A 16,321-nucleotide genomic window follows, 5' to 3' on the forward strand; every position below is an offset into this window, starting at 1 on the left:
AACCGCTGTCACGCTGAACGGTCCGCCGATCGCAGCGTAGGTGTGGGGACCGGGCGGGTGACAGGCGGGGAATTGCTACTTGTCCACAGTGGTGAAACTGATTAAAATCGCCGTCCGCCGCAAGTCGCTGATTCCCAATTACCCGGCTTTCGCCGCAGCGCGACCTTTTCGCGGCCACATTCGATGAAATTCCCGCCCTCTGGGCGGACCGGGTCCACCGGTGACCCACGATGAAGCGAAACCGGTGGCCCGGAACTTCCCGCGCTGCCTGTCGCCCGCCGCCGGCGGCCGACCATCGAAGGGAGCAGGGTGTGACACCTGTCGATCGAGCGGTCTTCGTGGCCGCGTACAGCCGACTGGTCGCCGAAGTCTGGGCCGACCCGGCCAAGGAACAGGCGCTCGACCGGGACCCGCGAGGGTTCCTCGCCGGCTACGGGCTCCAACTGTCCGAGGACGTGCAGGTCCGGGTTGTTCGGGACGTCGCAGACGCCGATCCGGATCTCGAGGCGCAGGTCGAGTCGTGGCAGCAGGCGGGCACCACCGGCACTTTCGTGCTCTTCGTGCCGTCGCTGCTGCCGGTGGCTCGGACGGAACTGGCCGAGGACGAACTGGACAGCGTCGTCGCTGGCCTGGACCCCAGCTGTGCCTGCTGCTGCCCGTGCTGCTGCACCTGACACCGAAGTCAGCCACCCATTAGCTGGCGCGGCAGATTCTGATGGCAGTCAGACGGAATCATTGATTGTCGAACCTCAATTTTCGTAGCGTTCTCGCCACGACGATCACCCCCGTCTTGCAGCGACCCCCGAGGAAAGGACCGAACGATGAGCAACGACGACCAGGAATATGGCGCGAGGTTCGTGACCAAGTACTCGGAACTGGTCACCGCGGTGTGGCGCAGCGACGAGGAACTGCAGCGCCTGCTCGCCGACCCGACCGGCTACGCGACGGCGGCCGGCCTGCCGGTCGCCGCCGGCTCCCGGGTCGAGGTCGACCGCGCCCAGCCCGCCACGCTCTACACCAAGGACCAGATCGTCGCCGACTGGGCCGGCACGCCCGGCCTGCACGTGCTGCACGTGCCCGAGGTGCCGCTGGTCGACCTCAACGAGCTGACCGAGGCCGAGTTGGAGACGGTCGCCGGCGGCGTGGCCCCGATCGCCGACAACAACGTCAACATCATCGCCGTCCTCATCCTCTGAGTTCCTGACCCGCAGCCGGGAGCCTCGATGACTGACACGACCGAGACCATCGCGTTCCGATCCGGCACCTACCGGACGGCCACCGTGGAGCAGACCTGGGAACGGATCGGGGGTCTGCTCGACCGCTTCCGGATCACCCGGGTCGCCGACATCACCCGGCTCGACGAGATCGGCCTGCCGGTGCACGTCGCCTACCGGCCGGTGGGAGCCACCATGGCGGTGAGCGTCGGCACCGGCGCCACAGCGACGCAGGCCCGGGTCAGCGCGGTCATGGAGAGCATCGAGTCCTGGCATGCCGAGAACCTCCGGCCGGGGACCGTCGTCCGGTCCCCGGCCGAGGCGCTCGACCTGCCGTACGACGTCCGGTGGCTGCACCTGGCGGAACGGTCACCACTGACCCCTGCCGTCGAGCTCGACTGGGTTGCTGGCCGTGGGCTGGTGACCGGTGCGGAATGCCTGGTGCCCCGCGCCACCATCGAACTCGACTTCACCATCCGGCGTGGCTGGGACCGCGCCCTGTTCACACCCAGCAGCAACGGGCTGGCCACCGGGAACACCTTCGCCGAGGCCAGCCTGCACGCTCTGCTGGAGGTCATCGAACGTGACTGCATCGCCCCGTACTGCACCGCACCGTTGGCCGAGCGCACCTACGCCGACCCGGGCACCGCCACCAACGTGATGACCCGCACGGTGTACGAGGCGCTGGTGCGGGCCGGTTGCTGGGTGGAGGTCTGCGACATCACCAACGCTGTCGACGTCCCCTGCTACGCCGCCTCGATCTGGTCGGAGGACATGCCGGTCACCTTCGGCGGCTTCGGTTGCCACGTGGACCCTGAGATCGCCGTCGGTCGGGCCATGGCGGAGGCAGCGCAATCGCGGCTGGTCATGGTCTCCGGAGCCCGGGACGACATCGACGCCACCGCGTACCAGGACGTGGGCGGACCGCCGGTGCCGCCGCCCACCGTCGACCGGCCCGTCCGACCGGTCCGCCGGGATTCGCCACCGGCGGGGGACGTGACCCAGGTGCTGCGCGAGCTGGCGTCGCGGGTGCAGCGGGTCACCGGCGTCGAGCCGTTCAGCGTCGACCTGACGCACGACGACATCGGCATTGCGGTGAGCAAGGTGTTCGCCCCCGGGCTGCGGATGTTCGACGAGCGTGCCCTCAGTACCCGACCGGGAGTGCCCCGTGACTGACGTCGTCTTCATAGGTCCGAGCCTCCCGGCCGACGAGGTCGGTCGTTTGCTGCCCGACGCTGTGGTGCTGCCGCCCGTCGCGCACGGCGACCTGCTCCGCCTGGACGTCGTCCCCGGCGACCGGGTCCTCATCATCGACGGGTTCTTCCTGCAACACCCGCCGGTCCGCCACCGGGAGATCCTCGACCTGCTCGACCGCGGCGTGACAGTGGCCGGCGCCGCCAGCATGGGCGCGCTGCGCGCCGCCGAGCTGTGGCCGTTCGGTATGCGTGGCGTGGGGGAGGTGTTCCGGCTCTACCGCGACGGGATCGTCACCGGCGACGACGAGGTGGCAGTCGTGCACGGGCCCGCCGAGGAAGACCACCGTGCGTTGAGCGTCCCGCTGGTGAACATCCGGGTCGCGCTGCGCCGCGCCGTCGCGGCCGGTGTGCTCAGCGACACCGAGGCTGTGCTGCTGCTGGACATCGGCCGGAACCTGCCCTTCCGGCGGCGGTCGTACCAGGCGTTGGAGCGCACCGCGCCACCCGAGGCCGCGGCCCTGATGGGCCGGTTCCTGACCTGGCACCGGCGGGACCCCCACGACGCCAAGGGCGCCGACGCACGGATGCTGCTGTCGATGGCGGCGGACAACGCGCCCGAGCTGTGCCCGGCGAACGTCGGCGACCAGCCGCTCGACAACCTGCACACCCGCTTCCTCGACAGCTGGCGCTCGCGGTTCGCCGGAGAGTCGGTCGGCGGGCACTGGGCCAGCGACCGGGAGGCCGCCGCGGTGCTGATGCTGCTGCATCCCGAGTCGGCAACCTGGCACCGGCGGTCGGTGCTGGCCGGGCTGGCCGAGGTCGACATCGGCGACCCGATGGTTGAGGAACGCGCCAGCGAGGTGGCCCGCCGACGCGGGCTGACCGGTGCGCCGCCGAGCGGGTGGGACTGGCTGACCGACCGGGAACGGGGTCTCGACGACCACGAGGCGGTGCTGCGGGTGCTGGTGCGGGCGTTCGGCACCACGCCGTACCGCAGCCTGGCGCTGTGGATGGTCGCGGCACCGCTGCGAACTCCCGCGTTACTCACCGCCGCACGGCAGGTCGCGGCGACAGCGGCGTCGCTGAACGAGACGCTCGTCCCGCGTACGACGGGGCGTCGTCGCCCGGGTGCCCGGCTGCACTTCCGCACCGAGATCGTCGACGCGTGCTTCGCGAGGCTGTGGGGCTGTGCCGCCGACGGGCTGGAAGCGGCGGCGTGGGACCGGGGCTTCGTCGACCTCGCGGCGTTCCGGTACGCCGCCGAACCGTTTGTCGCCTACGTCAAGGCGTTCGGTGCCCCGCGACTGCCCGCGGTGGGCACGCGCGCGCAGGAGGACACCCTGGCCGTTTCAGCGGCCCGGGTCGGTTGAGGAGGAGTCGATGAGCGGCACCGTGAAGGCAGCACTGATCTACCCCCCGCTGACCGATCCCACCTCGGGATACCACTCCCTGAACTACCTCGACTCGTACGCCCGGGCACAGGGGCACCGGCCGGCGGAGATCATCGACGCCAACATCGAGGCGTTCCACCACTCGTACACCCCGTCGGCGCACGAGTGGCTGCGGCGGGAGCTGTCCCGGCTTTCGACCGAGGATCTCAGCGGCCCGGACGCGCTGATGGCCCGGGCGAACCAGCTCGGCGTGCCCGACCCGGATCCGGAGCGGCTGCGTCGGTCGATCGGGGTGCTGCAGGATCCGACCCTGTTCTACGACTACCGGCACTACCAGGACGCCGTCGAGGGCGTGATCTCCTGGATGGACGCGCTCGGCACTGTCGGGTTCCCCGGGCAGTTCCACGCCGGCTTCCGGCTGCACCCGCCGCCGATGATCTCAATCGGCTCGGTGGCCGCGCTGACCGACGAGGCGCTGCTCGCTCGGCTCAACCGGCCTTTCCTGCCCTACTACGAGGATGTGCTGATTCCACGGCTGGCCGCTGGCGGGCACCAGGTGATCGGCATCAGCGCCACCTACCAGTGGCAGTTGCCGTTCGCCCTCTGGATCGCCCGACTCGTCCGGAAGGCGTGCCCGGACGTCTTCCTCATCGCGGGTGGCACGGAGATCTCCGACGTCTGGAAGTGCGCCAGCAAACCCGAGTACGTCTTCCAGGTGCTGGCCGACTTCGACGCGATAGTGGTCGGGGAGGGGGAGAGCGCGTACACGGAGATCCTGGACGCGGTGGCGGCGGGCACGCTGCCGGCCGGGCATCCCAACGTCCGGCTGCACCCCAAGTACGGCCGCCAGCGTCAACTGCCCCTGCGCTATGAACGCCTGGCGCAGGTGCCGGTCCCGGACTTCTCCGGCCTGCCCTGGGATCTCTACCTCAGCCCGGAGCGGTTCGTCTACTATTCGCCGACCCGAGGCTGCTACTGGAACAAGTGCACGTTCTGCGACTACGGACTGAACACCGACGGTCCCACCAGCCCATGGCGGCAGGACACGGTGAGCACCATGATCGCGGACGTCACCGAGCTGTCGAAGTTCGCCAAGTTCATCTACTTCTCGGTCGACGTGCTCGCTCCCGCTACCATCCTGCGCTTCGCCGAGCAGGTCGTCGAGCGAGGGCTGGACTTCCGTTGGGGTGCCGAGATCCGGCTGGAGAAGTACTGGTCGGACGAGCGCTGCGACCTGCTGAGGCGCAGCGGCTGCGTGGCCATCTCGGTCGGTTTCGAGTCCGGTAACCAGCGCGTCCTCGACCTGATCGACAAGGGCACGAAGCCGGAACAGGCACGACGCACCATGATGGCGATGACCAAGGCGAACATCGGTGTGCAGATGATGGGCTTCACAGGCTTCCCCACCGAGACCCGCGAAGAGGCGCTGGACAGCGTCAACTTCCTGCGTGACAACCCGGACCTGTGGACCCTCGGCGGGCTCGGCGACTTCATGCTGACGCCGGGCGCCATCGTCGCCAAGGAGCCGGACCGGTTCGGCATCACCAACGTGCGGCCGGTGCAGGGATCGGACATCGTCCGGATGCTCAAGTACGACGAGCCGGTCACCGAGGCGGCGCAGGCCGAGGTTGCCCAGGCCAAGGCCGGCCTGAACCCCGGGCATTACCACCGCCCGTGGTTGGGCGCCACCGACACCCCGCACACGTTCTTCTACCACGACCGGTACGGCACCGCTGTTCGCGGCGTCCTCGCCCACGACCGGTTACGACATGACACCGACGACCAGACCGAGTTCCTGGCCAACGGCTCCTTCGTGGACCGCGACGACGAGCAGGTCTGGGAGGCGTACCGGCGAATCCGCTCCGACGAGCAGGACGGCGTCCCGGGCGACCTGCCGGCGGACCGGCACCTGTTCCGCCGAGTCGACGGTCAGGTGTTCGCCCTCAATCGCAGCAGCCGGCTGTTCCTGGATCTCTTCAGCGCGCCGCTCACCCTCGCCGAGGCGCAGCGCCGGCTCTGGATCGTCGAACCGACCGTCGCGGACCGGGTCTGGCGGACCTTCATCGGGCAGCGGCTGATCCGCCGGCATCGGCTCCCGGCCGGGCCGGCGCGGTGACCCGATCGCCGGGCGGGGGAGCAGGTTGGGAGAGCCGGGTGCCGATGCGGTCAAACCAGTCGATCCAGCTTCTCGCGGGCGGTGGTGTCAGGCCGAGGCGTGAGGACTACCAGGCGTAGGTCGGTGTTCTGGGTGGTCAGGACGTTGGCGTCCAGCGGGATGGCGCCCACGTCGGGGTGTACGGCGGTCTTGTGCGCGCTCTCGTGATTGGCCACCGCGCGGAGGGCCCAGAGGTGGCGGAATCTGTCGTTCCCGGTCATGCGCGAGACCAGTGCCGCCACGTCGGGGTCGTTCGGATAACGGGCGCTGGTGGCCCGCAGGTCGGCTACCAACGACTGCTCGAAGTAGGCGCGTTCGGTGTCGGTCTGGCGGACTCGGGGGTTTCGGGATTCGAACTGGACGATCAGGGCGTTGCGATCGTCGGCGGTGGCGTCGGCCGGGTCGCCGAAGACGGCCGCGAACAGGCGGTTCCAGTGCAGAAGCCGCCACAGGGCGTCATAGACGGCCGCGGGGGTGTCGCCGAGGTGGTCGATGACGCGGTGCAGGCTGCTGGGGATCAGCCGGGGGATCCGGTCCGGGGCCGCGGCGAAGCCGGCAAGGCGCATCAGGTGCGCCTCCTCGTCGTCGGAGAGTCGTAGCGCGCGGGCCAGGGATGCGCATACCTGTGCCGATGGTGTGGCGGCCCGGCCCTGTTCGAGGCGTGCTACGTATTCGGGGGAGATGCCGGCCAACGCTGCCAGTTCGCCGCGTCGTAGCCCGACGACGCGGCGCGGGGATGCGTTCGGGAGACCGACCGCGGCCGGGCCCGTGCGATCCCGCCAGGCCCGCAGCGCGGCTCCGAGGTCATTCATGAAACACATGATCCGCCATCGGTTTGGGACCTGGGTGGTACCAGCGGTACGCGGAACATCTGTGCCTTCCCCAGTGGTGGCTCCGCCCTTGAGGATGGGGATCATGAGCAGAGTGACCAGGATGAATCACATCGGAGTGCCGGTGAGCGATTTGGCACGCTCGGTGCGGTGGTACGAGGACGTCCTCGGCATCGCGCCGAACGGCGTGACGATCTCGGCAACGAACCCGGCGATTGGTGCGGTTGTCGAGGTTGAGAACCCGTCGATGCGGGCATCGTTCGCGCTGGCCGGAGACAATGTCCTCCTGGAACTCATCCAGTACGACAACCCGGAGCCGAGGCCCTTCACCGGGCGCAACTGCGACGTCGGAGTGATGCACCTGTGTTTCGAGGTCGACGACCTCGACGCGGCGCACCGCGACTTGGTGGAGCGGGGCGTGCATGTCAACGCCGATCCGGTCGTGCTCCGGGACGGCGACGGCGTCGAAGCGGGGGTGCTGGCCGGTACGAAGATCCTTTATCTACGTGACCCCGACGGCATCCAGCTGGAACTGTTCGAGTTGCCCTCGTAGGAGCGTCGGCCGGACCCGGTGGCGGTCGACCCGGTCGGTGTACCGCTGTGGATACCATCGGTCGCGCCGAACAACTGGAGGGGAGCTGGCACCGTTACCCGCCATGCGCTCGATATCAGGTCAGGGTCTTTCGTCGTCGCTCGAGCAACGGAGCTGGGCGAGGTCGTTTCGGTGACGGCGCGTGCGGCACAAGGCCGTGGAGGGGCGATACTCGTTCTCGGTGACGCGGGGATCGGCAAGTCGACGCTCATCGACCAGGCCGCCGCGAGGCTCGACGGATGGCAGGTGCTGCGCGCCGGTGGTATCGAGTTCGAGAGCGAACTGCCCTACTCGGCCCTGCACCAGCTGTGTGCGCCAGTGTTCGATCATCGCGCCGGGCTGCCCGCACCGCAGCGGCGCGCGCTCGACACGGTGTTCGGGCTCTACGCCGAGGTCACGCCGACCCCGATGCTGGTCGGCTTGGCGGTCCTGGGCCTGCTGAGTGCCGCAGGCCGTCGCCGGCCGGTGTTCTGCGTGATCGACGACGTGCAGTGGATCGACGCCGGCTCGCGGCAGGTACTGGCCTTCGTCGCGGCACGCGTGGCGGCGGAGCGGGTCGCCATTGTCTTCGCTGCCCGCGACGTCGCCCCGGTGTCGGAACTCGGTCGCCTACCCGCCCTCACTCTCACCGGGCTCACCGACTCGGAGGCCCTCGCCCTGCTGCGGTCTCGGGCGCCGTTTGGGCACGAGGCGGCGATCGTGCAGCGGATCCTCGCCGAAGCTGCCGGTAATCCGCTCGCCCTGGTGGAGTTCGCCAACGATGCCGGACCGTTCGGACTACCCGGCGACGCCGGGCGCGGCACCGTGGAGCGCCGGTTCGTGAGCCGGTTCCTGCGGCTGCCGGCACCCACGCGCTCAGTTCTGGCGCTGGCCGCGGCGGAGCCGACTGGCGACCTCGTACTGCTGCGGCGCGCCATGGCGATCCAGGGACTGGACGCCGCGGACCTGGCCGCAGCCGAGGACAGCGGCCTGTTGGTGACCGGCCCCCGGGTGCACTTCCGACATCCGTTGGCGCGTTCCGCCGCGTACCGGTCGACCGGGGCCGGGGCGCGACGGCAGGCACATGCCGCGCTCGCCGCCGCTACGGACGTCGACGTCGAACCCGACCGGCGGGCCTGGCACCGGGCGAACGCGATCAACGGCCCGCACGAGGAGACCGCGGCAGAACTGGAGCGTTCGGCCGGACGGGCACAACGCCGCGGCGGACTCGCGGCCGTGGCCGCGTTCCTCGAACGCGCGGCCCGACTGACGCCAGGCCGGTCGCAGCAGGCACGCCGCCTGTTGACCGCGGCTCGAGCACGGTTGGGTTCCGGCGCGCCTTCTGCCGCCCGTGAACTCGTTGACGAGGCCGAGCGTCTCCAGCCAGAGCCGGCCGACCGCAGCGCCGCGCGACTGCTGCGCGCGACGATCGACTATCACGTCGCGCGCAGCATCCCGGCGACGATCGCCCTCATCGACGCGGCCGACGGTGTGGGGCCCGACGACGCACGCGAGACATACCTGGAAGCCTTCGCGTCGCTCATGTTCAGCGTCGACGAGCCTGGGAGGTTACGGCGGCTCGCCCTGCACATCCGGGAACGGGTACCCCCGCGTCAGTCGCCACGCCCGGTCGACCTGCTGTTGCAGGCGTTGGTCGAGCAGAACCTCCGCCCGGTGGACGAGGCGATGCCCCAGATGCGCCGTGCCGTCGACGCCTTCCGGGAGCACGCCCGCACGCCGGACGCGGATCCTTGGTGGATGGAACGCGCCTGCGTGTTGAGCGTCGACCTCGGTGACAGCGATGCCATGGATGAGATCGTCGACCGTCAGGTGGAACTCGCCCGGGCGCAGGGCGCCTACGCGATCCTTCCCCACGCGCTGCGCTTTCAGGCGGTCGCCCGGACGATTGTGGGCCGCTTCGCCGAAGCGCACGTCTGCATCACCGAGGCGCGTGCGGTCGACGAGGCCGCGGGGACCTCCAACCTTGTCGGGTCCGACCTGATGCTCGCCGCGTGGAGCGGCGATGCCGACCGGTTCCGGGGGATCCGGGAGAAGCTGCGCGGCTGGGTCGGGGTGAACCCCACCGCGTTGCACTATGCGAACGCTGTGCTGTGCAACGGTAGCGGCGACCACGAGGCGGCGCTTGAGGCGATGCTGCTCGTGCGGGACCAGCACCGGCGCGGCTCGTACGCTGTCAGCGCCTTCCACCACGAGCTGGTCGAAGCCGCCGCGTACGTCGGACGTCCCGAAGAGGCCAAGGAATCGGCCGCCTGGATCGGGGATGTCGCACGGGTCAACCCGAACGCGTGGTCGACTGGTACGCATCTGCTGGCGTGTGCGCTGCTCGACGCCGGGCTCGGCGCGCAGGACCACTACCTCGAGGCGATCAGCCGGCTCGCCGGGAGCGGGATGCGGGTCCACTACGCGCGCTCCCGCCTGCTGTACGGGGAGTGGCTGCGACGAATCGGTCGCCGCACCGAGGCACGGGTGGAGCTGCGCACCGCGTACGACCTGCTTTCCACAATCGGCGCGCGCGGGTTCGCCGGCCGTGCCGCCCGCGAACTGGAAGCCATCGGCGAGCCGAGCCTGGCCGACGACGCCGATCCGCTCGCTGGGCTGACCGCGCGGGAACTACTCGTCGCCCGCAAGGTCGCCTCTGGCGCGGGCACCAAGGAGGTTGCCGCGCTGCTCTTCGTCAGCCCGCGTACGATCGACGCCCACCTGCGCAACCTCTACCGCAAGCTGGGCATCACTTCACGCCGGCAGCTGCGCGAACTGTTCCGCTGACGGAGCTGGGCTGATCGAGCGACGAAGGGCCCCGCCGGCACGAGACCGGCGGGGCCCTTGAGTCGCGTCAGCGCCGGGCCCGCTCACACTTCCGCTCGGCGAGCGTCTTCAGCTCCGTCAGCCACGTCTCCAATCCTGCGCCGAGAGCCGCAGTGGAGAATTCGACGTCCTGCTCGACCTGCTCACCGCGCCACGTCTCCTCGGTGCGCACCAGAACCCGGCCGTCGACCTCGGTGAACGTCCACACGTGAACTCCCTCGTCGATGGTCAGTCCTGCACCGACCGCCGGCCCGCTCCACCGAAGGCACTTCTGGTGTTGGAGCTGCCGGACAGTCGACGTGACGACGAGGGTCGTGGCGGGATTCAGCGCGGTCTCGCGTACCGGTGTCGTCCATCGGAACGATGATCCGGGACGCAGTGGGCCACGATCGAGCCGCTTGCTGGAGAGGACCGGCTTCTGCCACGACGGCCACCGTTCCACGTCGGTCTGGATCTCCCAGACCGTGCGTAGCGGGGCGTCGATCACCGCCGCCGTCTTGTAGCGGATCTTCGCCGCGGTGTCGACACTTCCCCCCGCGCACCTCAGGGTTGCGCCGTCGGCGCTCCCATCATGCCTGGGATCGGCTTCAGCCGGCGCACCTGCGACGCCCACGAGGCCGGCCGCGATCACTGCCGCCACGACAGCTACCACACCATTCTTCATGAGGCGGTCGACTCCTCGGCGGTGCGCTTGAGTCGATCCAGCCACGTGGTGAGGGTTGTGTCGAGACCCTCCTGGAACGGCGCGGGGTTGGCATCGACGGGCGGACCGGCGAAGGACTCCTCGGTGGACACGCGCACGCCGTCGCCGACCGGAGTGAGCGCCCAGACGTGGACGCCGAGCACGCCGTCCGGTCCGTCACCGTGTCCCTGCCACACGAGGCGTTCCTGCGGCCGTACCTGAACGATCGTCGACTCGATCTCCATGCCCGCGGCGGACCAGCGGAACACGGAGCCCGACGCGAGCGGCCCGGGTGTTTCGACGTGAGCGTGAGGGATTTCCGGCAGCCAGGCCGTCCACGCGTTGATGTCAGTGAGGATCCGCCACACGGTGTCCGCGGACGCGGTCACCGTGACACTGTGGCGGCTGACGACCGGGGCCGACACGTCAATGTCGGCCTCGTCGGCGTCCGTAATGTTCTCCATCGGAAAAGCCTCTCTGCGCTCACTGACGTTCGAAGCGCCGGGCGTGAGCGAGCCGCTGAATGCACGCCCGGCAGAAGCGATCGTGCCAAGACTGCCGCCGGTGCACATCGGCAAAAATCACCTAGCTCGACTACCGGACCGGACCTCTGCCGCTTGAACGATGCCGTCCCACGGACGCGCTTGCACAACAGGCTGTCGTCAGGCGTCCGCCGCTCGGTGGTGTGGCTTCCTGTGGCTCATCTCTTGACTTCTCCTCCAACCGGGCGTAAACAAAGCACAAGCAAAACGAAACGGCGGTGAAACAACATGTACGCCGAGGAGCGGCAGCAGGAGATCCTCCGCATCGCCCGGGACGTGGGCCGCGTCGAGGTGGCTGGCCTGGCCGATGGGCTCAACGTGACGTCCGAGACGATCCGCCGCGATCTCACCATCCTGGAGCGAGCCGGGGTGCTGCGCAGGGTCCACGGTGGAGCGATTCCGGTCGAACGGCTCGGGTTCGAGCCCGCGCTGGCGGCACGTGACGCGGTGCTCATCGAGGAGAAGGAGCGCATCGCCAAACTCGCCTTGAACGAGGTGCCGGAGGAGGGCGCGATCATCCTCGACGCCGGCACCACGACCGCCCGGCTGGCGCAGCTGCTGCCGGTCGACCGGGAGCTGACCGTCGTGGTCAACTCGCCGGTCATCGCCACGACCCTCGGTACCTGTGCCAACCTCAACGTTCTGCTGCTGGGTGGACGGGTCCGCGGCAAGACCCTGGCGACCGTCGACGACTGGGCGCTGTCGCCGTTGGCGGACCTCTACGTCGACGTCGCATTCATCGGGACCAACGGCATCTCGGTCGAGCGTGGGCTGACCACGCCGGACCCGTCCGAAGCGGCGGTGAAGCGGGCGATGGTCCGTGCGGCCCGTCGCACTGTGGTGGTCGCCGACCACACCAAGCTCGGCAACGACTATCTGGCCCGCTTCGCTGAGTTGCTGGACGTCGACCTGCTCATCACCGACAGCCGTGCCGATCCCGACCTGGTCGGTGACCTGGAGTCGGCAGGCGTCCGGGTGGTACGCGCATGAGAGCGGTCCGGGCATGATCGTCACCGTCACCCTCAACCCCAGCCTCGACCGGGCCGTGGAGGTCGATTCACTCATCCGGGGCGAGGTCATCCGTGCTGCCACCGCGCACCTCGACCCCGGCGGCAAGGGCGTCAACGTATCCCGTGCCCTGCTGGCCAACGGGGTGCCGTCGGTAGCGGTGGTGCCCTCCGGCGGTGACGAGGGCAACCAGCTCATCCGCCTCCTTGAGGCGGAGGGTGTGGAGGTCCTGGCCGTGTCGATCTCCGGACGGACCCGTTCCAACATCACCCTGGCCGAGCCCGACGGCACCGTCACCAAGATCAACGAGCCTGGTCCGACAATGGGCCGCGCCGAGTTCGACGAGGTGGCCGACAGTGTGCTCGCCCGTGCCAGCGGTGCCGACTGGGTCGTGCTGTGCGGCAGCGTCCCGCCCGGCCTGCCCGCCGACGCCTACGCCCAGTTGTGCCGGAAGTTGCGTGCTGCCGACGTCAGGGTCGCCGTCGATACCAGCGGTCCCGCCCTGCGCGAGGCCGCCCTGGCCGGGGCGACAGTGCTCAAGCCCAACCGCGACGAACTGGCCGACGTGGTCGGCGCCCCGCTGAAGGACCTCGCCGATGTGGTCGATGCCGCTCAGTGCCTGCGGGCCTGGGGAGCCGGCACCGTCGTGGCCAGCCTCGGCGCCGACGGCGCTGTCCTGGTCGACGCCGAAGGAGTGCGCACCGGCACCTGTCCGGTGGCCCGGCCCCGTAGCACCGTCGGTGCCGGCGATGCGCTGCTCGCCGGGTTCCTCGCCGCGGGCGCGCAGGGTGCCACCGCCCTCGCCGAGGGCCTGGCCTGGGGCGCCGCCGCGGTGAGCCTGCCCGGCAGCCGGATGCCCGGCCCGGCGGACCTGTTCCGCCACGACGTCACCATCCACCCCTAGCCGGACAAGCTTTTCCCCCGCGGCCGTCTGGACCGCCCCTCGATGAAGGAGATACCCCCGTGACCTCCTCTTCCTACACACCAGAGGTGAAGGGCCAGGGCCTCAGAGCCACTGTGCAACGCCTCGGCGGCTACCTGGCCGCGATGGTCATGCCCAACATCGGCGCGTTCATCGCCTGGGGCCTGATCACCGCACTGTTCATCCCGACCGGCTGGATCCCCAACGCGACACTGGCCGAACTGGTCGGCCCGATGATCAGCATCCTGCTACCGGTGCTCATCGGCTACACCGGCGGCCGGCTGGTCCACGGCCAACGCGGCGCCGTCGTGGGCGCGGTAGCGACAATGGGCCTCGTCGTCGGCGCGGACGTGCCGATGATCCTCGGCGCGATGATCATCGGGCCGCTCACGGCCTATGTCCTCAAACTCTTCGACGGCCTGGTCGAAAACAAGATCCGTCCCGGCTTCGAGATGCTGGTCGACAACTTCAGCGCCGGCATCATCGGCGCCGCGATGGCCATCGGAGGCGTCTACGGCATCGGCCCGGTGGTCGAGTGGCTCACCAAGCAGGCCGGCGCGGGCGTCGACTGGCTCGTCGGCAAGGACCTGCTGCCGCTGACCTCGGTGCTCGTCGAACCCGCCAAGGTGCTCTTCCTCAACAACGCCATCAACCACGGCGTGTTCGGCCCGCTGGGCATCGCCGAGGCGGCCGACAAGGGCAAGTCGATCCTGTTCATGATCGAGTCGAACCCCGGTCCCGGCCTCGGTCTGCTGCTCGCCTTCATGGTCTTCGGCCCCCGCGCGCTGCGCCCCAGCGCCCCAGCCGCGATCATCGTGCAGTTCCTCGGCGGCATTCACGAGATCTACTTCCCGTACGTGCTGATGAAGCCGAAGCTGATCCTCGCCATGATCGCCGGGGGCGCGGCCGGCGTCGGCACCTTCGTGATCACCGGTGCGGGCCTGGTCGCCACCCCCTCGCCGGGCAGCATCTTCGCCTACCTCGCGGTCACCCCCAAGGGCGGCCACTTCGGAGTCATTCTCGGCGTCGTGGTCGCCGCCGCGGTCACCTTCGCGGTCGCCTCGGCCCTGCTCGGCTTCGGGCGCGGCGAGCCCGCCGCGGACGCTGTCGGCCCTGACGAGGAGACGGCTGTCCGCCCAGAGCAAGAGGGGGCTGTCGAGCCCGACGAGACCCTCGACAAGTCGGCGAAGCAGGAGGTCTGAACAGATGCCCACAATCAACGGCACCGAGATCAGGAAAGTCGTCGTCGCCTGCGACGCCGGCATGGGCAGCAGCGTGATGCTGGCCAGCCAACTCCGGCGGCAACTGTCAAAGAACGCCGTGACCGTCGAGCACACGCCGGTCAACTCGATCCCGACGGACGCGGACGTGGTCATCTGCCACCAGGGTCTCGCCGCGCGGGCCAGGGTCAGCGCACCCGACACGGTGATCGTGCCGATCCAGGTGTTCATCGGCGACCCTGCCGTCACCAGGGTCGTGAACGCGGTGCAGCGCGGTGGTGAGCTGAGTGGCTGAGCTGCTGGCCCGTGACGCGATCCGGCTCGACGAGCGGGCCCGATCGCGGGACGAGGCGATTCGCCGCTGCGGCGCGGTACTCGTCGAGGTCGGCGCGGTCGCCCCGGCGTACGTGGACGCGATGCTCGCCCGCGAGCAGAGCGTCTCCACCTACATCGGCGAGGGCGTCGCCATCCCGCACGGCACCCTGAGCAGCAAGGAATCGGTCCAGCGCGACGCCCTCGCGGTGCTGCGCTTCCCCGACGGCGTCGACTGGGACGGCTTCGACGTGCGGGTCTGCGTGGCCATCGCCGCAGCCGGCGACGGGCACGTGGACATCCTCGCCCAGCTCGCCTCGGTGCTGATGGACCCGGCGCAGGCGCAGCGGCTACGAGAGTCGACGAGCGCCGATGACGTGATCACTATCCTCGAAGGGAAGCCCTCGTGAAGGTCGTCCGATTCCACGCACCCGGTGACGTCCGCATCGAGGACGCGCCCGAGCCCACGCCGGGCCCCTCCGACGTGAAGATCCGCGTCCGCGCATGCTCCACCTGCGGCACCGACGTGAAGATCTCCCGCTTCGGCCACCACCACATCGCCCCGCCGCGCGTCATGGGCCACGAGATCGCCGGCGAGATCACCGAAGTCGGTGCCGATGTCACGGGCTGGCGGCCGGGGGACCGGGTCCAGGTCATCGCCGCCATCCCGTGCGGTACGTGCGCCGAGTGCCGGCGTGGCCGGATGACGGTGTGCCCCAACCAGGTGTCGATGGGTTACCACTTCGACGGCGGGTTCGCCGAATACGCTGTCGTGCCGCACAACGTCCTCGCCGTCGACGGGCTCAACCGGATCCCCGAGGGACTCAGCTTCGCCGAGGCGTCCGTCGCGGAGCCTCTCGCCTGCGTCCTCAACGGCCAGAACCTCGCCGGTGTGGGGGAGGGCGACGACGTGGTGGTGGTGGGCTCCGGGCCGATCGGCTGCCTGCACGTCCGCCTGGCCCGCTCGCGCGGCGCGGCCCGGGTGTTCCTCGTCGACCTCAACCGCGAACGCCTCGACCTGGCCGCCAACCTGGTGCAGCCGGACGCGGCGATCTGCGGCGCCGAGACCGACGTCGTCGACGCGGTCCTCAAGCTCACCGAGGGCCGGGGCGCCGACGTCGTCATCACCGCCACGGCCGCCGGCGCCGCCCAGGAGCAGGCGGTGCAGATGACCGCGCGGCAGGGCCGGATCAGCTTCTTCGGCGGCCTGCCGAAGGACAAGCCGGTCATCTCGCTGGACTCCAACCTCGTGCACTACCGCGAACTGACCATCGTCGGTGCCAACGGCTCCAGCCCGGAGCACAACAAGGAAGCGCTGCGACTCATCGCCAACGGCTCCGTGCCGGTCGCCGACCTCATCACCCACCGTCTGCCGCTCGACCGCACCCTCGACGCCTTCGGCATCGTGGCGCGCGGCGAAGCGATCAAGGTGACGATCGAACCGTAGGAGGA

16 protein-coding genes are annotated in these 16,321 nt (G+C 69.7%); 13 read left to right on the plus strand and 3 right to left on the minus strand.

Annotated features, from left to right (window positions below; genetic code table 11):
- The first annotated feature begins 311 nt into the window (after positions 1 to 311).
- The 5 genes from AB0K35_RS23175 to AB0K35_RS23195 all read left to right on the plus strand — a co-directional run bounded on the left by AB0K35_RS23175 (position 312) and on the right by AB0K35_RS23195 (position 5,917).
- Positions 312 to 674, plus strand: a complete 363-nt coding sequence (locus AB0K35_RS23175; RefSeq protein ID WP_363887468.1) for a hypothetical protein — start codon at positions 312 to 314, stop codon at positions 672 to 674.
- 147 nt (positions 675 to 821) lie between these two features.
- On the plus strand, positions 822 to 1,196 hold the full coding sequence (locus tag AB0K35_RS23180; RefSeq protein ID WP_238668604.1) for a class IIb bacteriocin, lactobin A/cerein 7B family: 375 nt from the start codon (positions 822 to 824) through the stop codon (positions 1,194 to 1,196).
- A gap of 27 nt (positions 1,197 to 1,223) precedes the next feature.
- Positions 1,224 to 2,390 (plus strand): YcaO-like family protein, encoded by a 1,167-nt coding sequence (locus AB0K35_RS23185; protein ID WP_238668603.1) that lies wholly within the window; start codon positions 1,224 to 1,226, stop codon positions 2,388 to 2,390.
- The gene (locus tag AB0K35_RS23190) at positions 2,383 to 3,780 is read left to right on the plus strand and encodes a TfuA-like protein (protein ID WP_363887470.1); all 1,398 of its coding nucleotides are present in this window, start codon (positions 2,383 to 2,385) and stop codon (positions 3,778 to 3,780) included. Before AB0K35_RS23185 ends, AB0K35_RS23190 begins: the two co-directional genes overlap by 8 nt.
- Before the next feature lie 10 nt (positions 3,781 to 3,790).
- Entirely contained in the window at positions 3,791 to 5,917 is a 2,127-nt protein-coding gene (locus AB0K35_RS23195) for a radical SAM protein (protein WP_363887471.1), read from the plus strand.
- 50 nt (positions 5,918 to 5,967) lie between these two features.
- Here AB0K35_RS23195 and AB0K35_RS23200 read toward each other — a convergent pair whose 3' ends face one another.
- Positions 5,968 to 6,768, minus strand: a complete 801-nt coding sequence (locus AB0K35_RS23200; RefSeq protein WP_363887473.1) for a helix-turn-helix transcriptional regulator — start codon at positions 6,766 to 6,768, stop codon at positions 5,968 to 5,970.
- A gap of 121 nt (positions 6,769 to 6,889) precedes the next feature.
- On the opposite strand from AB0K35_RS23200, the gene AB0K35_RS23205 reads away from it, so the two are divergent.
- Positions 6,890 to 7,339, plus strand: coding sequence for a VOC family protein (locus tag AB0K35_RS23205; RefSeq protein WP_363887840.1), 450 nt, complete (start codon positions 6,890 to 6,892; stop codon positions 7,337 to 7,339).
- Positions 7,340 to 7,357: 18 nt separating this feature from the next.
- Positions 7,358 to 10,144 carry an AAA family ATPase gene (locus tag AB0K35_RS23210; protein ID WP_363887474.1) on the plus strand — a complete coding sequence of 929 codons (2,787 nt, stop codon included), beginning with the start codon at positions 7,358 to 7,360 and terminating at the stop codon, positions 10,142 to 10,144.
- A gap of 67 nt (positions 10,145 to 10,211) precedes the next feature.
- Here AB0K35_RS23210 and AB0K35_RS23215 read toward each other — a convergent pair whose 3' ends face one another.
- Together AB0K35_RS23215 and AB0K35_RS23220 are read right to left on the minus strand one after the other, a co-directional pair.
- On the minus strand, positions 10,212 to 10,847 hold the full coding sequence (locus AB0K35_RS23215; protein ID WP_363887475.1) for an SRPBCC family protein: 636 nt from the start codon (positions 10,845 to 10,847) through the stop codon (positions 10,212 to 10,214).
- Positions 10,844 to 11,437: an SRPBCC family protein gene (locus tag AB0K35_RS23220; protein WP_363887476.1), complete on the minus strand. Its 594-nt coding sequence runs from the start codon at positions 11,435 to 11,437 to the stop codon at positions 10,844 to 10,846. The genes AB0K35_RS23215 and AB0K35_RS23220 overlap by 4 nt, the downstream gene beginning before the upstream one ends.
- A 198-nt stretch (positions 11,438 to 11,635) precedes the next feature.
- Between AB0K35_RS23220 and AB0K35_RS23225 the strand changes: the two genes are divergently transcribed.
- From AB0K35_RS23225 to AB0K35_RS23250, 6 genes are read left to right on the plus strand one after another with little or no spacing between them, the layout of a single operon-like run.
- Complete coding sequence (locus tag AB0K35_RS23225; RefSeq protein ID WP_363887477.1) at positions 11,636 to 12,397, plus strand: DeoR/GlpR family DNA-binding transcription regulator; 762 nt, start codon at positions 11,636 to 11,638, stop codon at positions 12,395 to 12,397.
- A 13-nt stretch (positions 12,398 to 12,410) separates the two neighbouring features.
- Positions 12,411 to 13,319, plus strand: coding sequence for a 1-phosphofructokinase (gene pfkB, locus AB0K35_RS23230; RefSeq protein WP_363887479.1), 909 nt, complete (start codon positions 12,411 to 12,413; stop codon positions 13,317 to 13,319).
- A gap of 59 nt (positions 13,320 to 13,378) precedes the next feature.
- Positions 13,379 to 14,539: a PTS mannitol transporter subunit IICB gene (locus tag AB0K35_RS23235; protein ID WP_308193458.1), complete on the plus strand. Its 1,161-nt coding sequence runs from the start codon at positions 13,379 to 13,381 to the stop codon at positions 14,537 to 14,539.
- Between the two features lie 4 nt (positions 14,540 to 14,543).
- Positions 14,544 to 14,852 carry a PTS lactose transporter subunit IIB gene (locus tag AB0K35_RS23240; protein WP_238668594.1) on the plus strand — a complete coding sequence of 103 codons (309 nt, stop codon included), beginning with the start codon at positions 14,544 to 14,546 and terminating at the stop codon, positions 14,850 to 14,852.
- Positions 14,845 to 15,279: a PTS sugar transporter subunit IIA gene (locus AB0K35_RS23245; protein ID WP_238668593.1), complete on the plus strand. Its 435-nt coding sequence runs from the start codon at positions 14,845 to 14,847 to the stop codon at positions 15,277 to 15,279. Before AB0K35_RS23240 ends, AB0K35_RS23245 begins: the two co-directional genes overlap by 8 nt.
- Positions 15,276 to 16,316, plus strand: a complete 1,041-nt coding sequence (locus AB0K35_RS23250) for a zinc-dependent dehydrogenase (RefSeq protein ID WP_363887482.1) — start codon at positions 15,276 to 15,278, stop codon at positions 16,314 to 16,316. The genes AB0K35_RS23245 and AB0K35_RS23250 overlap by 4 nt, the downstream gene beginning before the upstream one ends.
- Positions 16,317 to 16,321 lie beyond the last annotated feature (5 nt).

It is taken from the genome of Micromonospora sp. NPDC053740 (genome assembly GCF_040677775.1).
Taxonomy (GTDB): domain Bacteria; phylum Actinomycetota; class Actinomycetes; order Mycobacteriales; family Micromonosporaceae; genus Micromonospora; species Micromonospora alfalfae.

Excerpts from the sequence above, each read along its gene's own strand:
- AB0K35_RS23205 (WP_363887840.1), top strand. The coding sequence starts at position 6,890 with ATGAATCACATCGGAGTGCCGGTGAGCGATTTGGCACGCTCGGTGCGG.
- AB0K35_RS23240 (WP_238668594.1), top strand. The coding sequence starts at position 14,544 with ATGCCCACAATCAACGGCACCGAGATCAGGAAAGTCGTCGTCGCCTGC.
- AB0K35_RS23225 (WP_363887477.1), top strand. The coding sequence starts at position 11,636 with ATGTACGCCGAGGAGCGGCAGCAGGAGATCCTCCGCATCGCCCGGGAC.
- AB0K35_RS23180 (WP_238668604.1), top strand. The coding sequence starts at position 822 with ATGAGCAACGACGACCAGGAATATGGCGCGAGGTTCGTGACCAAGTAC.
- AB0K35_RS23185 (WP_238668603.1), top strand. The coding sequence starts at position 1,224 with ATGACTGACACGACCGAGACCATCGCGTTCCGATCCGGCACCTACCGG.
- AB0K35_RS23200 (WP_363887473.1), bottom strand. The coding sequence starts at position 6,768 with ATGAATGACCTCGGAGCCGCGCTGCGGGCCTGGCGGGATCGCACGGGC.
- AB0K35_RS23220 (WP_363887476.1), bottom strand. The coding sequence starts at position 11,437 with ATGTGCACCGGCGGCAGTCTTGGCACGATCGCTTCTGCCGGGCGTGCA.
- pfkB (WP_363887479.1), top strand. The coding sequence starts at position 12,411 with ATGATCGTCACCGTCACCCTCAACCCCAGCCTCGACCGGGCCGTGGAG.
- AB0K35_RS23215 (WP_363887475.1), bottom strand. The coding sequence starts at position 10,847 with ATGAAGAATGGTGTGGTAGCTGTCGTGGCGGCAGTGATCGCGGCCGGC.
- AB0K35_RS23195 (WP_363887471.1), top strand. The coding sequence starts at position 3,791 with ATGAGCGGCACCGTGAAGGCAGCACTGATCTACCCCCCGCTGACCGAT.